Source organism: Grimontia sedimenti (assembly GCF_011045095.1).
Lineage (GTDB): Bacteria > Pseudomonadota > Gammaproteobacteria > Enterobacterales > Vibrionaceae > Enterovibrio > Enterovibrio sedimenti.
The window spans coordinates 350,528-369,155 of the sequence record NZ_JAALDL010000002.1 but is presented as its reverse complement, the minus strand read 5'-3'; the positions used below and the strand labels follow the sequence as shown (position 1 = coordinate 369,155).

General features: G+C 47.8%; 17 protein-coding genes. 8 read left to right on the top strand and 9 right to left on the bottom strand.

Annotation, left to right across the window (positions count from 1 at the left end):
- The first annotated feature begins 201 nt into the window (after positions 1-201).
- A complete protein-coding gene (gene mlc, locus G5S52_RS04485) occupies positions 202-1,416 on the top strand; it encodes a sugar metabolism global transcriptional regulator Mlc (protein ID WP_165011966.1) in 1,215 nt (404 codons plus the stop codon).
- Between the two features lie 209 nt (positions 1,417-1,625).
- Here mlc and G5S52_RS04480 read toward each other — a convergent pair whose 3' ends face one another.
- From G5S52_RS04480 to bioA, 8 genes are all read right to left on the bottom strand, one after another.
- Positions 1,626-2,477 (bottom strand): energy-coupling factor transporter transmembrane component T family protein, encoded by an 852-nt coding sequence (locus G5S52_RS04480; protein ID WP_165011965.1) that lies wholly within the window; start codon positions 2,475-2,477, stop codon positions 1,626-1,628.
- Positions 2,474-4,168 (bottom strand): ABC transporter ATP-binding protein, encoded by a 1,695-nt coding sequence (locus tag G5S52_RS04475; RefSeq protein ID WP_165011964.1) that lies wholly within the window; start codon positions 4,166-4,168, stop codon positions 2,474-2,476. Before G5S52_RS04475 ends, G5S52_RS04480 begins: the two co-directional genes overlap by 4 nt.
- 9 nt (positions 4,169-4,177) lie before the next feature.
- Positions 4,178-4,726 carry an ECF-type riboflavin transporter substrate-binding protein gene (locus G5S52_RS04470; protein WP_165011963.1) on the bottom strand — a complete coding sequence of 183 codons (549 nt, stop codon included), beginning with the start codon at positions 4,724-4,726 and terminating at the stop codon, positions 4,178-4,180.
- A 249-nt stretch (positions 4,727-4,975) separates the two neighbouring features.
- Positions 4,976-6,214, bottom strand: a complete 1,239-nt coding sequence (gene sstT, locus G5S52_RS04465) for a serine/threonine transporter SstT (RefSeq protein ID WP_165011962.1) — start codon at positions 6,212-6,214, stop codon at positions 4,976-4,978.
- A 317-nt stretch (positions 6,215-6,531) separates the two neighbouring features.
- Positions 6,532-7,200 carry a ChrR family anti-sigma-E factor gene (locus tag G5S52_RS04460; protein ID WP_165011961.1) on the bottom strand — a complete coding sequence of 223 codons (669 nt, stop codon included), beginning with the start codon at positions 7,198-7,200 and terminating at the stop codon, positions 6,532-6,534.
- Positions 7,193-7,825, bottom strand: a complete 633-nt coding sequence (locus G5S52_RS04455) for a sigma-70 family RNA polymerase sigma factor (protein WP_062662015.1) — start codon at positions 7,823-7,825, stop codon at positions 7,193-7,195. Before G5S52_RS04455 ends, G5S52_RS04460 begins: the two co-directional genes overlap by 8 nt.
- 68 nt (positions 7,826-7,893) lie before the next feature.
- Positions 7,894-8,445, bottom strand: a complete 552-nt coding sequence (locus tag G5S52_RS04450; RefSeq protein WP_165011960.1) for an LON peptidase substrate-binding domain-containing protein — start codon at positions 8,443-8,445, stop codon at positions 7,894-7,896.
- Positions 8,446-8,507: 62 nt separating this feature from the next.
- Positions 8,508-9,788, bottom strand: coding sequence for an adenosylmethionine--8-amino-7-oxononanoate transaminase (gene bioA / locus G5S52_RS04445; RefSeq protein WP_165011959.1), 1,281 nt, complete (start codon positions 9,786-9,788; stop codon positions 8,508-8,510).
- Positions 9,789-9,896: 108 nt separating this feature from the next.
- Between bioA and bioB the strand changes: the two genes are divergently transcribed.
- From bioB to bioD, 4 genes are read left to right on the top strand one after another with little or no spacing between them, the layout of a single operon-like run.
- Positions 9,897-10,949, top strand: coding sequence for a biotin synthase BioB (bioB, locus tag G5S52_RS04440; protein ID WP_062662009.1), 1,053 nt, complete (start codon positions 9,897-9,899; stop codon positions 10,947-10,949).
- A gap of 15 nt (positions 10,950-10,964) precedes the next feature.
- The gene (bioF, locus tag G5S52_RS04435) at positions 10,965-12,131 is read left to right on the top strand and encodes an 8-amino-7-oxononanoate synthase (protein WP_165011958.1); all 1,167 of its coding nucleotides are present in this window, start codon (positions 10,965-10,967) and stop codon (positions 12,129-12,131) included.
- Positions 12,128-12,943 (top strand): malonyl-ACP O-methyltransferase BioC, encoded by an 816-nt coding sequence (bioC, locus tag G5S52_RS04430; RefSeq protein ID WP_165011957.1) that lies wholly within the window; start codon positions 12,128-12,130, stop codon positions 12,941-12,943. Before bioF ends, bioC begins: the two co-directional genes overlap by 4 nt.
- A complete protein-coding gene (gene bioD / locus G5S52_RS04425) occupies positions 12,936-13,616 on the top strand; it encodes a dethiobiotin synthase (RefSeq protein ID WP_165011956.1) in 681 nt (226 codons plus the stop codon). Before bioC ends, bioD begins: the two co-directional genes overlap by 8 nt.
- 50 nt (positions 13,617-13,666) lie before the next feature.
- On the opposite strand, the gene G5S52_RS04420 is transcribed toward bioD, so the two are convergent.
- A complete protein-coding gene (locus tag G5S52_RS04420; RefSeq protein ID WP_002535055.1) occupies positions 13,667-13,843 on the bottom strand; it encodes a hypothetical protein in 177 nt (58 codons plus the stop codon).
- A 534-nt stretch (positions 13,844-14,377) separates the two neighbouring features.
- Between G5S52_RS04420 and htpX the strand changes: the two genes are divergently transcribed.
- The 3 genes from htpX (at position 14,378) to G5S52_RS04405 (ending at position 18,504) form a co-directional block, all read left to right on the top strand.
- Positions 14,378-15,259, top strand: coding sequence for a protease HtpX (htpX, locus tag G5S52_RS04415; protein WP_165011955.1), 882 nt, complete (start codon positions 14,378-14,380; stop codon positions 15,257-15,259).
- Between the two features lie 444 nt (positions 15,260-15,703).
- Entirely contained in the window at positions 15,704-16,009 is a 306-nt protein-coding gene (locus G5S52_RS04410; RefSeq protein WP_235956088.1) for a VOC family protein, read from the top strand.
- Between the two features lie 185 nt (positions 16,010-16,194).
- Complete coding sequence (locus G5S52_RS04405; RefSeq protein ID WP_165011953.1) at positions 16,195-18,504, top strand: penicillin acylase family protein; 2,310 nt, start codon at positions 16,195-16,197, stop codon at positions 18,502-18,504.
- Positions 18,505-18,628 lie beyond the last annotated feature (124 nt).

Here is an 18,628-nt window from a genome sequence, read left to right as displayed (position 1 = left end):
CTGTCTTGACCCGAAATAAACAGATACATCTCTTACCGATTGAAATGGCGCTAACTTATTGATTTTATGAATCTGAGCTTTTTATCTATGCGGTAAATTAATTAGCTCGTGACGAGCTTCACGACATTATCTCATGACGCTTCACAATTACTTCGCAAAGTAAAAAAATTCATTATTCAAGAATTTTACAGGGAGTATGGGATGATCCTCGCCCAGCCAGGACATATAGATCACATCAAGCGTAACAACGCTGGAGCAGTATATAAGTTGATCGATCAGCTAGGGCCAATCTCCCGAATTGAACTCTCTAAGCGCAGCCAGCTAGCGCCTGCCAGTATTACCAAAATCACCCGTGAGCTGATTGAAGCCCATTTGGTCAAAGAGACTGAGTACGGTGAGCCAGTCAGCCGTGGACGTCCTGCTATCGGATTGGTGTTAAACAATGAAGGCTGGCAATTCCTTTCTATCCGTCTTGGACGTGGCTACCTGACACTGGCACTCCACGAGTTGGGTGGCGACATTTTGGTGGAAGAACGCCATGACATTCTGGTGCTTGAACAAGACTTACTGCTCGAATTGATTCAGCAACACATCAACCAGTTCTTCTCCACCCACTCTGAGGTGGTTGATCGTGTCACTGCCATTGCCGTTTCCCTGCCCGGTTTGGTGAACAGCACGCAAGGTATTGTGATTCAAATGCCGCACTATGATGTCCACAATATGCCTTTGGGACCAGCTATTCACCGTGCGACAGGCTTACCTGTTTTTATCGGTAATGACACCCGTTCATGGGCATTGGCGGAAAAGCTGTTCGGGAATGCGCGTGATGTTGAAAACTCAGTACTGATTTCGATCCACCACGGTGTCGGCGCTGGCATCATGATTGACGGCAAAGTGCTTGAAGGCCAAGTGGGTAACATCGGCGAATTAGGTCATATTCAGATTAAACCTTTCGGCAAACGCTGCTATTGCGGAAACAGCGGTTGTCTGGAAACGGTGGCCAGTTTACAAGCAGTGCTCGAAGATGCGCAGGTACTGCTGGATCAAGGCCATGAAAGTGTATTGCAGGACAAACCGCTGACGATTGATTCTCTCTGTGCTGCGGCAATAGCGGGTGACGGTGTTGCGGTAAAAGTGATCACTGAGCTCGGACACAATCTGGGTCAGGCAATTGCCATCGTGGTGAACTTGTTTAACCCAGAGCGAATTTTGATTGGCGGTGAATTCAACCAGGCGAAATCTGTGTTGTACCCAGCCATCATGGAGCGCATTCAAAACCAAACACTTCCACATTACTTTGAGAACTTGATACTGGAAGAAAGCCATTTCTATACACAGGCAACCATGCCAGGCGCTGCACTGGTGAAACGCGCCATGTATGACGGGTACTTGCTGATGAAGGTGCTGGAAGGGTAAAGATCGACAGCCCCTAAGAGTGACAATGCAGAAAGGAGCCATTGGCTCCTTTTGTTGTTTATACCAATCACAGTAGGTAGGTGATCAGAAATAGCGCAGGAAAAATGCTCGAGAGCAAGGCAAAAAATTTCAATAAGTCGTTATTCTACAATCAAATTTTTCAACACAGTTATCGAGCATTTTAACAAGCTAGGATGAGCAGATATTTACTACGATTGGTATTGTAGCGGGTACCAGACAACACCATTGTCGAGCGAGCGTTTCGTCAGCGCCAGCGCAACACAGATAGCGATAAGTGCCAGCATGCTCCAGTCTTTCAGAGCCAGCGGGCGCTCGTTATACCAAGTACGCGATTTATTGCGTCCGAAGCCGCGAAGTGTCATGGCATTAGAGATTTCGTCGGCACGATCTAGGCTGGAAAAAATCAGTGGAATAAGAATTTTTGCCACACCACGGAAACGTGTCATCAGCGGTGCATTCTTTGAGAAATCCACACCGCGAGCTTGCTGTGCATGCATGATATTGACGAAATCATTCTTCACTTCTGGCAGATAACGAAGCGTCAGGCTGACCGCATAAGCAATCTTGTAGGGTACACCAATGCGATTCAGGCTAGAGGCAAACTCCGTTGGGTGAGTGGTAAACACAAACACCAGCGCGATAGGGAACATGCTGAAGTATTTCAACGTGACCGTGAGTAAGTAAAACAAGGTTTCCTGGGTTAGCGAATAGTGACCCGGTAACGCAATGATCTCAGTTGCAGTGTTTGTCCATTCTGAGCCTTGTTGGGGCGCAACCAAAAACATAAACAAGGCATTCATGCCGAGCACGCTCAATGTACCCAACAAAAGTGGTTTATAAACCTGAAAGGCTACGCCTGTCATCTTCAGCAAGGCTAGGCCGAGCAGCACCATTGCAACAATAATACGCAGGTCGAAGGTCGTGAGAACCACAGTGACCCAAGCCATAAACAGGGCAAATTTGGTGATGCCATTTAGCGCATGAAGTGGCGATTGAGTATCAATGTAGTTGATACCGAACTTCATTTTGGATGCTTTCATTTGGCGTTGCTCTCTGTCTCAATAAACTGCTGCATGAATCCATTGATATCGCTGATATCAGCCCGCTCTGCCAGCTCATAAAGGCTGGTGGTGGTTAAGTTGGCACTCTCTAATAAAGCCGGCTGACTGAAGACGTCAGTCATTGGTGCATCAGCAATCAACTTACTGTCAGCAATTACGATCGAACGGGTGGTGTTTTCAAGCACCAGGTGCAGGTCATGGGAGATGATGATCACTGTCACTCCACGTTCTTCGTTTAGTCGTTTGATGAAGGACAGCATCGCGGTGTAGTTACGGTAATCCTGACCCGCAGTCGGTTCGTCCAGAATTAGCAGTTCAGGTTCCATCACTAGAATAGAAGCGATAGTGACACGTTTCTTCTGGCCGTAGCTGAGTGCATCAACCGGCCAGTGTCGGTATTTTCTCAGACCGCAGAATTCAAGTACTTCAAGACAGCGTTGTTCGATCTCTTTGTCATCCAAGCCTTGGTTTTTCAGGCCGAATGCCACTTCATCCATGATCATATGGTGGGAGATCATATGATTAGGGTTTTGCATTACGACGCCGACTTTCTTGCTTCGCTCAAAAATCGACATCTGATTGAAATCCTGACCTTCGAAAGTGATGCTTCCTGAGTCTGGCTCCAACACACCCATCACCAGCTTGGTGATGGTGGATTTGCCCGAACCGTTTTTACCGAGAATGGATACCAATTCGCCGCGGTAAACAGTGAAGGAAACGTCTTCAAGCGCATTTTTCTCACCGTCATAGGAGTAGGTGAGTTCTTCCACAGTTAGCAAAGGCTGCTGATTTTCTGTGCGAGCAGAAGCGTTGTTCACTGTTGCCCAATGTTGGAGCGATTCTTTGAACTTCTCGACAGGTAGCGCTGACAGATAAGCAGGAGAATCGGATTCAGTCAGCTGACAACCTGCATGTTTGAGAGCAGAAAAGTAGAGCGGTTGGCGGATACCATGAGTTTCAAGCAAACCAGACATCATCAGCGCATTCGGTGTGGTGTCTGCCACTATGGTACCGTTATCCATCAGTATCACTCGGTCAACATGTTGGGTCAGCACATCTTCCAAACGGTGCTCAATGATGATGATAGTTTTACCGGTATCACGGTGAAGTTGGTCGATAATTTCAATGGTGCGCTTGCCTGTTTTTGGGTCAAGAGCGGCTAGCGGTTCATCGAACAGCAGCACATCGACATCGTCGACCAGCACGCCAGCAAGAGATACGCGTTGTTTCTGGCCACCGGATAGATCATGAGGCGCATGGTTGAGTAGGGTTTCCAGCTCAACCATCTTGGCAGTGGCTTTCACAACAGGGTACATATCAGCAACTGAAACCTGTTGGTTTTCCAGTGCGAAAGCGATGTCTTCACCTACGGTTAGGCCAACAAACTGGCTGTCGGTATCTTGCAAAACGGTGCCGACTTGTTCGGTATGCTGAACCAACGACATGGTGTTAGCGTTGTGACCGCCAATAAAAAGGTCGCCAGAAATATCGCCTTCTACAGCATGAGGAATTAAACCGTTAATACACTGACCCAGCGTGGATTTCCCGCTTCCACTTGGGCCAATAATCAGGACTTTTTCACCTTTCTCAATACGCAGATTGATATTTTTAAGCGTCGGGTTTACCAGCGCATCGTAACGGAAGCTGAAGTTTTTAAATTCGATGGTCATGGAGAACGGTCAGGCCTCAGTCAGGTTACGGCACTGGCTATTGCGCTTGGCGACAGATTGCAGGATGAAGTAGCCGACAACTGACACGAGCAAAGCATTACCAGCGGCAATGATACAAAGCTGGATAAACACCTTGGTGAAAGGTTCTGCGTACAAAATAGTGTCAAGAAAAGCTGAGCAGCCGTAACCGACCACATTGCCGAGCAATGCTAAAAGCGAAAACAAGAACACATCAGGCAGCTTGAAGTGGCCATATTTGAGGCGCTTTCTGGTTAGAACCGGGAAGAGGCCGATGATCATACCAACAATACCTGACCCCAATACCCAGGTCAGCCATACGCCCCATCCAGCGAAAAGGTCTGTCACCCAGTGGCCAATGAAGCCAACAAAAAAACCGACACCTGGGCCAAAGAGCACGCTGAACAGCGCCAGAATCGCCATAGCAGGTTTCAGTGTGGTGTTGGCAAAAACGGGGATACCAAACATGGGCAAGCCACCGATGCCGTAAAGAGCGGCACCAATAGCAATAATAACGACTGTTTTTGCAGAGAGATTCATAGATAACCTTTCACGCCCGGCTGATCGAAGGCGAGCCAGGACGCTTCGTGATGCAAATATTTTAAGTGGCTCGCAAAAAATGAGGCGGGATTATATAGGATAAATTTGGAGAAAGGAAAGCTATCAGTCTAGACGTCTAAACCTTTCTGTAAACCAAGATAGACGTTTGATGAAGCTTTGAACGGAGCGAAATTGAGAACCAATAAAAAAGGCGCCGAAGCGCCTTTGTCAAAATATGGGAACAGGTTGCTATTTCGCCAGCTTTTCCAGTACCGCTTTTCGCTCTACTTCACGACAAGCCGCCGCAGTAAACACTACGTCTGTTGAGCTGTTTAGTGCGGTTTCAGCTGAATCTTGAACCACGCCGATAATGAAGCCTACCGCGACAACTTGCATCGCCACATCATTAGGAATGCCAAACAGGTTGCACGCCAGAGGGATCAGCAGTAGAGAACCGCCTGCTACACCAGATGCACCACATGCCGAAACTGCCGCAACAATGCTTAGCAGAAGTGCAGTTGCCAGATCTACCTGAATGCCCAGAGTGTTAACTGCCGCCAGCGTCAGCACTGTAATGGTAATCGCCGCACCGCCCATGTTGATGGTCGCACCCAGAGGGATTGAAACGGAGTAAGTGTCTTTATCCAACTTCAAACGGTTACATAGCTGCATGTTCACAGGGATGTTGGCAGCGGAGCTTCGCGTAAAGAAGGCAGTCATGCCACTTTCACGCAGGCATTGGAACACTAATGGGTATGGGTTAGAGCGTGTTTTGAAGTAGACGATAATTGGATTAACGACCAGTGCGATGATCGCCATGCTTCCAAGTAAAACGGCTAACAGGTGAGCATAGCCCATCAGTGCTTCAAAACCAGTTTCCGCAAAGGTTTTCGCCACCAGACCAAAGATACCCAGTGGTGCTAGTTTGATGATGTTACGAACGATAAAAGACACGCTCTCCGCAACATCACCGAATACGGTTTTTGTGGTGTCATTCGCGTGGTGAAGAGCGATCCCTAAACCAATTGCCCATGCAAGAATACCGATGAAGTTGCCATTCATCAGGGCATTGATTGGGTTGTCAACGATGCTGAACAGTAGGGTAGTGATGACCTGAACAATACCTTCAGGCGGTGCGATTGCAGCGTCAGAGGCTGTTAGCGTCAGTTCCGTTGGAAACAGAAAACTCATGGTTACTGCTGTCAGTGCAGCTGCAAAGGTACCAACAAGGTAAAGGATAACGATTGGACGAAGATGTGTATGTTGGCCTTTGCGTTGATTAGCAATGGATGCGGCAACCAGGATGAATACCAGAATTGGCGCGACAGCTTTCAATGCATTGACAAAAAGTCCGCCCAGGAATCCAACGGCTTTGGCACTTTCTGGCGAAAAACTTGCCAACGCGACACCCGCAATAATACCGACCAGAATCTGGACAACCAGACTGGCATTGGCAATGCGAGCGAGAGGAGATTGTGTTTGCTTCATTATATTCTCACTTCACTGTGTAAGGGTCTTGGGCCCATAACCTACAAAGCCTCAAACGTCATCACGCTTGAGGTAAAACTGTTAACACGAGGTTAGCGGTTGGATTAAATCAGTAGGGCTGCCGTTCTGTAAAGCGGAAAATGATATAAAATATACAATCAGATCGCATATGCATGATTTTATAACGGTATATTTGTAATAAATAATGTAATGTGTTGGATAAATTACTGTTTATCAGTTGTTAATGAAGCCAATAAAAAAGCGCCCTACAGGGCGCTTTAGATGAGCTGTGAATGTATCAGGCTGAATTTATCGCTTTAATAAATAACCCTACCTACGGTGTTCAGCAGCTGACTCACCCCTTTGGTAAAGTGAAGTGGAGCATCAGCGACGGTATAGCATAGGCATCCATCATGGGTCTGTGGCGTATGATGATTCGAGCTATCAAGAACGATAAAATCGCCTGGGACATATTTGTCGTGCTCGTCTTCGAAATGACCACTCAGTAGCAGCGTTACTTCCATGCCCTTGTGTGTGTGGCTTGGAACGCTACCATTCATACCGATATGAAGCAGGCTCGCTCTTGTGTCGCCCTCATTCAATGGAAGCCTGGCTCGGCTTATAGCACCGATCGAACTCCAACCTAGATGGTGGTAGCGGCGAAGTGCCGTGGGCAAATTGTAACGCTCACCAGCGACCTCGATCTCCGAAACAGGTGATGCGGAGACTTTCGTCAATGGCGCGCTTTCTCCGCTGATGATGGACGCCATCATATCGGCAAAAATGTCTTCTTGGACGTTATCTTGCTCTATAACATTGTCGTCATTAAATGCTGCGTCTGCGGCTTTTGCCTCATAATGTGTGAGCTTTTCTGCACAGCAAGGGCACAGTTCGCAGTGAGCTGCTACGGCGATAGACATTGACGCCGGTAATTCACCCGCCGCGTGCGACGCTAGTAAAGCTTCAGACGGATGGTACTTAATCATTGTTTACCTCCAGATGACTACGCAGTTTTTGTAAACCCAGTCTTAAACGCGACTTAATTGTGCCAAGTGGTACGTTGAGCTGATCTGCGAGTTCTTGGTGTGTCAGTTGTTTCAAGTAGACGCCTCTCACGACTTGCTGCTGAAGATCAGGAAGCAAATCGATGTAAGAGAGAAGCTGAGTTTGGATCTGATCCTGCAGAGCTTCGTCTTCTTGGTCGCCGACCTCTCCATCAATAAGCGGCCAAATATCGCCACTCAAACAATCTTCTCTGTTACTCTTCACTTTTCTGAGCATGTCAAAACTCACATTACGCATGATCGTAAAGACCCAGGTGGAAGCCCCGCCTTTGGAACCGTCGTATAAGTGTGCTTTGCGCCATACCAGTATCATGGTTTCTTGCACCAACTCCATCGCTTGGCCGTCTGCTCTGAGATGGCGAAGACCATAAGCTCGGATTTTCGGAGCGAAATGACTAAAGAGGCTTGAAAAAGCCTTATCGTCTCTGTTGTTCGCAACGAGTGTGAGTAACTCCGCCAAATGTTCAGGAGTAGGTGTAGACATAGATGACCGACTGTTTGATCGCTTCTGGTTGCTTGAATTATAAGTGCTTTCGACCAGTTCCATGATGATTGTGTCCTTTAAATGTCTTATCAGTCGAAACGAATTAAATTCAATTTTGGATCACTAATACATCAAATTTTTTCTTCTGTGAGGAGCAAGGAAATGAATTGTTTTGCTTCTTGTAGGTCTTGCTGTGCCAAAAACCATTGGCGTTGATTGTTTGCCAGCGGAAGGATTTCCAACCAGCGTTGGCAGACCCACAACATATCATCAAATTGCTTTTCGCTATGGTATTGGGAGGCATGTTCAGGGTGCGCATCAAACAGGTTTTCCAGCGCTTCGCCCAACACGCCGGCAACTTCGACTTCATTCCAATCAGGTAGTGCCTCGGCATTGCCAATCCATAATCCATCCTCTTCCTGTCCTATGTTGTCGAGTTTGACACGGGATTGGCCTCGTATAGTTATACCAAGAAGCCCGTCTGGCAGGGTTTCAAAATCGACGATCTTCACATGCGTGCCAAAGCGGCATATTGCATCACCGTCTTTCATTGCCAGAACGAAGCCGCTGTCGGTCGCCATAGATTCTTTTACCAGACGCACGTAGCGCGGCTCAAAAATCCTCAGCTTGGTCACACCGCCTGGCAATAAAAACAGTGGTAATGGGAAAAGACCTAAGTGCATTGAAACCTCCATAAAATCACGTAGAAATTTACGGAGGGAACAATGTGTGCGATCACCGCTTTTTAACCTTTGCTATTAAAATAGTCATTCAAGCCAGAACGAATAGCTTCAACCAGTTGCTGTAATTGCACACTGTTCATGTCGTATGGCGGCATGATGTAAACCAATCGACCAAATGGACGGATCCATACCCCTTTGTTAATGAAGTGTTTTTGTATGGTGTCGACATCGACGGGTGAGTGCGTTTCCACCACACCGATAGCACCAAGCCAACGTACATCTTTTACGTGTGGCGTTTCCATCAATGCTGGAAGTAATTCAGCTAACTTTGCTTCGATACCAAGTACTTTTCCCTGCCAAGGAGTGTCTTGAAGTAATTGGAGGCTGGCGTTGGCCACAGCACTAGCGAGAGGGTTTCCCATAAAGGTTGGGCCGTGCATAAAGCAACCCGCTTCACCGCCACACACTGTGTCTGCAACATGCTTGGAAGTGATAGTTGCCGCCATGGTCATATAGCCCCCCGTTAAGGCTTTGCCTAGGCAGAGAATGTCGGGCTCGATACCAGCGTGTTCACAAGCGAAAAGCTTGCCTGTGCGGCCAAAACCTGTCGCGATTTCATCGCAGATTAGAAGGATGCCGAACTCGTCGCATAGCTCCCTGACGCGTCTGAGGAAGGTTGGGTGATAAATCCGCATCCCACCTGCTCCTTGAACGATAGGTTCGAGGATCACAGCTGCTATTTGCTTTGCATTGCTTTCTAGTTTGTCTTTGAAATCGGCAATGTCATTTTCGTCCCACTCATCGTGGAAACCGCATTGCGGGGAGTCCGCGAAGATGTGTTCCGGCAGGAAGCCTTTATAGAGTTTGTGCATCGAGTTATCTGGATCGGTCACTGACATGGCTGCAAAACTGTCGCCGTGATAGCCGTGGCGAAGCGTCAAGAACTTCGCCCGGCTTTCTCCTTTTGAATGCCAATACTGCAGCGCCATTTTGAGCGCGACTTCTACAGAAATAGAGCCTGAATCACACAGAAATACTTTCTCAAGCGAAGGCGGAGTCATCGCTACCAACTTCTTACACAACTCGATCGCCGGCTCGTGTGTGATGCCACCAAACATCACGTGAGACATGTTGGCTAGCTGAGATGTAACAGCTTCATTCAATACAGGATGGTTGTAGCCATGAATCGCTGCCCACCAAGAAGACATGCCGTCAATAAGCTCGGTGCCATCTTCCAGATAAATGTGAACGCCTTCCGCCCGGCTAACGGGATAACAAGTCAGTGGGTTAATGGTGGATGTATAAGGGTGCCAAATGTGATTGCGGTCGAATGCGATATCCATGCTTAAAAAATATCCAGATGTAAACTATGTAAAGTGTTTGCTGTTGACATTGTAAAGGGCGACCTTAGACTGGACAAGTTATCGTTTAATCAATTTGAGGAAAGACAGGTGGACGTTCGCCATAACTGGACTGTCGAGGAAGTACAGGCCCTTTTTGAAAAACCTTTTATGGATCTGATGTTTGAAGCGCAACAGATTCACCGACAGTACCAACCCGCTAACCAAGTGCAAGTCAGCACACTGCTTTCCATTAAGACTGGCGCGTGTCCTGAAGACTGTAAGTACTGCCCCCAGAGCGCACATTACCGTACAGACGTTGAGAAAGAGCGTTTGTTGGAGGTAGAGCGTGTTCTGGATGCAGCGCAAAAAGCGAAGAACTCAGGTGCGACGCGTTTCTGCATGGGCGCAGCGTGGAAAAACCCGAAAGAGCGTGACATGCCTTATCTGAAAGACATGATCAAGGGTGTGAAAGGTATGGGCCTTGAAACCTGTATGACGCTTGGCATGTTGAGTTCGGATCAAGCGAATGAGCTAGCAGGTGCAGGTTTGGATTACTACAACCACAACCTGGATACCTCTCGCGAGCACTACGGCAACATTATTACTACCCGTACATTCCAGGATCGTCTGGACACGTTATCTCATGTTCGCGGAGCGGGCATGAAAGTATGTTCCGGCGGTATCATCGGCCTTGGCGAGAGCAAACAAGATCGTGCTGGTCTGCTTGTCGAGCTGGCGAACCTTCCACATCACCCAGAAAGTGTGCCAATTAACATGCTTGTTAAGGTCAAAGGTACGCCGATGGAAAGCGTCGACGACGTTGAGCCTTTTGACTTCGTTCGTATTATTGCCGTGGCGCGCATCATGATGCCAAAGTCTGCCGTTCGTCTCTCAGCTGGTCGTGAAAACATGAATGAACAGATGCAAGCCATGTGTTTTATGGCAGGTGCGAACTCGATTTTCTACGGATGTAAGCTACTGACTACGCCAAACCCAGATGAAGACTCAGATATGATGCTCTTTAAGAAGCTGGGCATTAACAGCGAGCAGGCTGTTCAAAAACCGGATCAGGTTCAGGAAGAAACGCTGTTGACTCAAGTGGCAGAACGCGTAGCTTCTCGTCCGGGCAAAGACGATCTCTTCTACGAAGCGAACGTTTAGGAGCGTGCTTCGACAATGCGTGAACAATGCCAGCTGCAAAGCCGTATCGAGCAGAGGCTCGAAGCGCGGCGGCAACAACGCCTTCACCGTCAGGTGGCTGCTTTCAGCCGCCAAGACGGACTGATAACGGACCAAGATAATCGCCAGTTCGTGAACTTCTCGGGCAACGATTACCTTGGCCTCGCTCAGGACGCATCCCTCATCAAAGCCTGGCATGAGGGGCTTTCCCTTTACGGCACGGGAAGCACAGCTTCGCCGTTGGTAACTGGCTTCTCTAAAGCCCACCAGTTCTTGGAAGACCAGCTTTGCGAGTGGCTGGGTTTTGATCGAGTAATATTGTTTAACAGTGGTTTCTCTGCCAATCAGGCGGTGATTTTCTCTTTGCTAGAAAAGGGAGATTTGCTGCTTCAAGACAAGCTCAATCATGCCTCTTTAATGGAAGCAGGGATGCTGTCTGAAGCCACTATGAAACGCTTTCCCCATAATGATGTGACTAAACTTGGCGCACTTCTCCAGAAAGCAGACAGCCCAACGTTGACGGTCACAGAAGGCGTTTTCAGTATGGATGGTGATTTGTCACCACTGGCTGATGTGAAAGCACAATGTGAAGCTCACGGGTCATGGCTGATGGTGGACGATGCGCATGGCTGCGGGATTCTAGGCGAAGATGGTCGAGGTAGTAGTAATCATGCAGGTATTAAACCTGACATACTGATCGTGACCTTTGGTAAAGCCTTCGGAATGATGGGCGCGGCCGTACTTTGCAGTGAGAGTGTCCACGATTATTTGACGCAGTTTGCCCGTCACTACGTTTATTCAACTGCGATGCCTCCTGCTCAGGCACATGCTTTAACACAAGCGGTGGAGGTCATCAGCACACAATCATGGCGTCGTGAAAAACTTACTGCACTCTCTGAGCTTTTTCACTCTTCGCTAGCTGACGTCTCAGAAGTCATTCCTACGATAACGCCAATCAAACCCGTTGTACTAGGCGATGTAGAACGTATGCAAATTGCAGCAACATCCCTTAAAGCATCTGGTTTTTGGACGGGGGCGATTCGTCCACCGACGGTGCCAGCAAATTCCTCCCGCCTTCGAATTACGTTGTCAGTCAACCAAAGCGAATCGCAAGTGAAAGAGTTAGCAGCGACACTGAGCCAGATTTTGCAGGAGGCATCATGAGTCAGGCTATGGATCTTCAGCAAGGTGCATTCACCATGCTGAATGACGAAAAGAAAGCCATCAAAGACGCCTTCGGCCGTGCGGCAAAAACGTATGACAACAGCGCTTCATTTCAGCGACGTGTTGGCCATTTGCTGATGGACATGAATACGGATTGGCAAGGTAAGACTGTCCTTGATTTGGGCTGCGGCACTGGCTATTTCACCAAACAAATTCTGGAGCAGGGCGCAAACATGATTGCGCTCGATCTTTCCGACAAGATGCTTGAGCAGGCGAGGTCACGTTGCGGAGACAGCGTGGACTATGTCTCCGCCGATGCCGAAGCACTGCCATTGGCAGATAGCAGTGTTGATATTGCTTTCAGTTCATTGGCATTGCAATGGTGTCATGACCTTTCTGTCCCTTTGAATGAGTTAAAAAGAGTCGTGAAGCCGGGGGGCAAAATCCTATTTACGACCTTGTTAGAAGGTTCGCTGGAAGAGCTGAAGCAATCGTGGCGTCAAGTGAACGGGCAGTCTCACGTTAATACCTTTTTATCACACAAGCAGGTAAACATTGCGCTCGCTCAAGCTCACTGCAACCACTACCACATAGAATGTAAGCCGATTACGGAGTATTACCCCTCGGCGTTGGCACTGATGAAAGACCTAAAAGGGATTGGTGCTACGCATTTACAAGAGGGCAGAAGTGCGGGATTAGTTGGCAGACGTGCCTTTATTGAATTGGAAAGCGCATATGACGTTTACCGAAACGAAGATGGCACCGTACCCGCTACGTATCAGGTTTGCTTTGGAGCTATAAATAATGAATAAAAGCTTTTTCGTCACAGGTACGGATACCGAAGTTGGAAAAACCGTCGCATCAATGGCGGTGATGCAGGCCGTCTCCAAGGCTGGCTATAGTGTGGCAGGTTACAAGCCTGTGGCTGCAGGCAGTAAGGAAACAGAACAAGGCCCAATGAACTCAGACGCCATTCGTCTGCGTGAATGTACGACAGTAGAAGTTAGCTACGAAGACGTGAATCCGTGTCTTTTGCATGCGGCTTGTTCACCGCATATTGCTGCTGAATTGGAAAATGAAACGGTCGATTTTAGTCTTCTAACAGATGGCTTGAAGAATCTGCAGGCGCGATCGGAATTCACATTAGTAGAAGGTGCTGGAGGTTGGCGAGTGCCTGTCACTTATGACACTACGCTGGCGGACTGGGTTGTGGGTGAGAAGCTGCCCGTGATTCTAGTTGTTGGTATTAAGCTGGGCTGTTTAAATCACGCTTATCTGACCGCTGAAGCGATTCGCCGAGATGGCATGGAAATCGTGGGCTGGGTCGCGAACCGCGTTAACCCGGGGACAGAGCACTACAGTGATATCGTCAAAACACTGGAACATCACCTGAAAGTGCCTAAGCTGGGTGAGATCCCTTACATGCCATCCATCAAGTCGCGTGACTTGAGTGGGTACATAGACATCTCACCACTGGGGTTGTGACAAAAAGAAAGCCAGCTTAAAGCTGGCTTTTTTGGAACTTGGTTTGGTGCTTATTTGCTATCTTCCGGCAGCAAGCCCATCAGCGATTGCTGAACATCGGACACTTCTTTGAGCTTTTGATTCTCATCGTCGGCAAGCCCCAACTCGGCACAAGCTTCGTCAAAGCTCATTCCCAAGTGACAGCAAAGGATATCGATTGCCATACGATAGTTTTCTTTGTCAGCCATGATTCTCTCTCCTTAGAATCGCGTCCCTGCAGGGCCACAATATATGCCTTCGGCATTTCGTCCTTGTGCGTACGTTATTCCTCAATAGCGATAATTACAACTCGACAAAAGTCTAATACCCTCGTCGTACACCCTTATCTATTGATGGTTATTTGTACGGTTTAAAAATAGCATACGGCGTATGTTTGCAAGAATTTGCGTTTTAAACTGTGCTCCCTCGCAAATAACGAGTAGTGGAGATGTTAATCCATAGCAGAGTGTACAGAGCTGACCCACTCCAAAGCACATGACGTAGATGAATGCTTTGGCTTCAAGGTCGAGTAGGAGTGAATGGTTTTTCTTTTAACCCTCTGACCAAGAGAACAAAAACAACAAATTCCTGTGATTTGTGTTTTAAATTGTTACACAGGCTTGTTTTTCCACATTTCGACCCTACTATTCGAACTGTATACCCAAGCTAGCTGAGGTCACTGCGATCAGCGACTTGAGGTAGCTTGAGTAATACGCTTTCATGATTCGGAGAATATTGACGCAATGAAACGCATCGCATTATTTCTGATGACAAACCTTGCTGTACTGTTTGTCTTCAGCATCGTACTAAACATCGTATACGCTGTTACCGGTCTGCAACCTGGCAGCTTGTCTGGACTATTGGTGATGGCAGCATTGTTCGGTTTTGGTGGCTCACTGATTTCGCTGATGATGTCGAAATCTATGGCACTACGTTCAGTGCGCGGCCAAGTTATCGAACACCCACGTAACGAGACTGAGCACTGGCTAATGAGCACAGTGAGCCGTCAGGCTCAGCAAGCAGGCATTGGTATGCCAACTGTTGCTGTTTACTACTCAGACGACATCAATGCTTTCGCGACAGGCGCGAAGCGCGATGATTCACTGGTTGCGGTTTCCAGCGGTCTGCTGGAAAACATGACCCGTGATGAAGCAGAAGCAGTTCTGGCGCACGAAGTCAGCCACATCGCAAATGGCGATATGGTGACTATGACTCTGATGCAAGGTGTTGTGAACACCTTCGTTATCTTCATTTCCCGCCTTATTGCTGGCGCCATTAGTGGTGTTAACAACAGTGATGAAGAGGGTGAAGGTGGCGGCAGCTTTATCACTTACTTCATCGTATCTTCTATTCTGGAAATCGTGTTTGGCCTGCTGGCAAGCATCCTGACCATGTGGTTTAGCCGCCATCGCGAGTTCAAAGCGGATGCTGGTGCTGCCAAGCTGGTAGGTAAAGAGAAAATGATTGCAGCGCTGGAGCGCCTGAAAATGAGCCATGAGAGCCGCCTTGAAGGTTCTATGATGGCTTTCGGCATCAATGGCAAGAAATCGCTTAGCGAACTGTTCATGACTCACCCTCCATTAGATAAGCGCATTGCATCACTGCGCGTAGGTGAGCATCTGTAACAGGAAATCGTCCTGACTTTGATAAAAACGCCTCCTTATTTAAGGGGGCGTTTTTTTATCCCCCTCTTTTTCTGCTAAGAAGACAATCATCAGCTAGATTTCAAGAAAACACAGAAGGAGAAAGGAAGATGAATCCTGTTGGTTGGTTTGAAATTGCAGTTAGCTATACCCAAACGACCTGAAGATGCTCGCACTCAGAGGTCATCAATGCGTTCAATTCGAGGCAAATTCCGCGAGGAATAGTCATTCTATTTCCGTGGAGTTTAACGAAGAAGTGGGCGCATTGAAGGCCTCCCTTCGGGCGAGTTGACTGACGCCGTGCTCATTGTTGTTCCTTTTTGATGGAGATGAACTACACCTGCAAAGGAACGCCGCGATCACAACGCCAGTCAATCTCGCTGAATCATGCATCTTCAGGTTGTTTGGGTATAAATGGACAGAGCAATGGCATTTTACGAAGCCGCTTTAGGCATGACGCTAAGTAAACAAGAAGTGGGTGGGCAGCAAATGGCTTGGTTCCCCGTTGAAAAAGAAACAGCCTATGGTGCGACCGGCGCTTTGGTCTTGGGCGAGCCTGGTGCTTCAGCGACTACTGTCTACTTTGGTGTAAACAGCATTGAGGATGTTTTAGGCCGCGTAACGGAAGAAGCTGTTGTTGTCCCTAAAACAGCAATTGGTGAAAACTTTGGCTTTTTCGCACAGCTTCGTGACAGTGAAGGAAACTTAATAGGTATACATAGTCACACTTAAGCGACAAGTTGTAAAAAATCTGGCGTTGCGGTCACGTTTGTGGCCGCTTTTGCTTGAGTGGTTATTTTTTCAGCGCCCTCAATGTGTTGAAATGACACTCAATGCGTGCAGTTACTATTCACGAAGTCTAATAAACCAGTCAGTGTTGACTACATTCAAGAAAACTAAGGAGTCATGGAAGACTGATGCTCAAGGCAATTAAATTTGTCATCTATAGTGCTATCTTGCTGGCGCTACTCGCGACCGCTGTATTTTACGGCGCGCTCACGCTCAGCCTTCCAACACTCTCTGGTAGTGCCTCTTCAAACAGTGTGAGCGATACAGTTCATCTGCAGCGCGATGAATTAGGCACTGCTATTATTATCGCCGAGAACCGTCTTGATGCTTCCTATGCGCTTGGATATGCCCATGGGCAAGATCGCTTCTTCCAGATGGATCTACTCAGAAGAAACGCAGCAGGAGAATTGTCTGCTTTGTTTGGAGAGGCGGCATTGCCCATTGATGAAAACCGTCGTTTCCATCAGTTCCGCAAACGAAGTGAAGCCGCCTTTAAACAACTGTCAAAAGAAGATCAGCTATCGTTAGAAACCTACGCCAATGGCGTGAATGATGCGTTAGCCCAGCTTTCACTGCCGTCCTTTGAATATCTGGTCACTCAAACCCAACCCTTGCCATGGAAGCCAGAAGATTCGGTATTGGCAATCTTCAGTATGTATCTGGACTTGCAGGGAAGAAGTCTTGAACGTGATCTACTGATCGACGCGCTACACAACAATTTTGGTGACGAAATCGCCCGCTTCATTCTTCAACCTTCGCCGTTTCAGGCTGCATTGGATGGCTCAACCACCACAATAAAGCCCCAGTCTGTTCCAGATTTGAACCCATCTTTATTGGCGAATGCCCAGCAGATCACAATAGAAAAACCGCAGGCGGTGGGGAGTAACAACTGGGCGGTACGCGGTTCTTTAACCCGAAATGGCAAAGCCATGCTTTCTGATGACATGCATCTCGGTTTGAATGTGCCCATTATCTGGTATCGCACCCAAATCAATCTCCTTTCAGGTGATGACCTAACCCAAATCACGGGAGTGAGCTTACCGGGCGCACCGGCCGTCGTGGTGGGAACAAATGGTCATGTGGCTTGGGGCTTTACCAATGGATATATGGATACGGCAGACTGGTATCTGTTGAGCCCCAAAGAGAAAACGACGCTGGAAACAGAAACCATTCCCCTAAAAGAAGGCGAACACAAGTACCTGCTCGAGCAAAGTCAGTATGGGCCAGTTAAGGTGATAAATGGCCTTAAATATGCCTTGAGTTGGGTGGCGCACCGAGACTATGCCGTCAATTTGAACCTGATGAAACTGGAACAGGCAAAAACGGTTCAGGAAGCTTTGGGGGTCAGCAAAAATACTGGCATACCGGTACAGAATCTAGTGGTGGCGGACTCTGCCGGCAATATCGCTTGGCAGGCGACGGGAGCCCTACCTGATAGACGCAAACCGCTCTCGAGGCCGGAAGCCTCTTCGCGATTCGACCAACGCTGGTGGCAACAAGCGAAGGATGTCCCTTTTTCCATGAACCCGAAAACTGATCGAATTTGGACAGGCAATAGCCGTGTCGTTAGTGCCAAGCAGGATCCACGCTTTGGCAATGGTGGATACGCGCTCGGGGCGAGAAGTGCACAAATAAAACAAAGATTGATGGAAAAAGATCTTTTCGATATTGAAGATTTCTACGCCATCCAGTTGGACAATGAGGCCGTGTTCTTAAAACGCTGGCATGCACGCTTGCTTGAGGTGCTAGAACAGGATGCCGGCGTTTTTCAGGAAGATATCGTTGCGCTTAACAGTTGGAATAACTGCGCCTGTGCAGATTCTGTTGGTTATACCTTGGTGCGAAAATACCGTGATGCACTTATTGATGCGTTATTTGCACCCCTTGAAACCAAGCTTGAATCTCAGCAACTTTCACTTTCCCTCATTGAACGACAGATTGAACCAGCACTTTGGCAACTGATGATGGAACAGCCTCCGACTTGGCTACCTGCTGGTCATGAAAGCTGGAATGCCTTTCTAAAGCAAGTCTACTTGGATATGCGCGATGCCCTCATGATTGAAATAACAGGCCATGCCGATGGCTCTTTGCAAGCATTGAAATGGGGAGAAGTTAATCAGCTAAAGGTGCAGCATCCGTTCAGCAAGCAAATCCCCATTTTAGGCGGTATTTTAGATATGCCTCCCGTGGCAGGGTTTGGCGACCGATTTATGCCTGCGGTGCAGGGGAGAACCTTTGGTGCTTCTCAACGTCTTATTGTTCAGCCAGGAGACGAAGTCAATGGGGTTCTGACGCTTCCAGGAGGGCAAAGTGGTCATCCATTATCGCCTTTTTATCGTGAAGGCTTTGAAAATTATGTAAATAATGCATTTACGCCGCTGTTACCTGGCACGCCTATCCATCAAATATCTTTTCAACCTCAGACACCGATCCAGTGAATCGGTGAAATTCGACAAAATTAATGTCTAATTAGTCTATTTTTAATGATAAATACAAATATAAACAAATGAATATTAAAGTAATATTGATTAACTGTAAAAAATAACGACATCTTAATTCTCG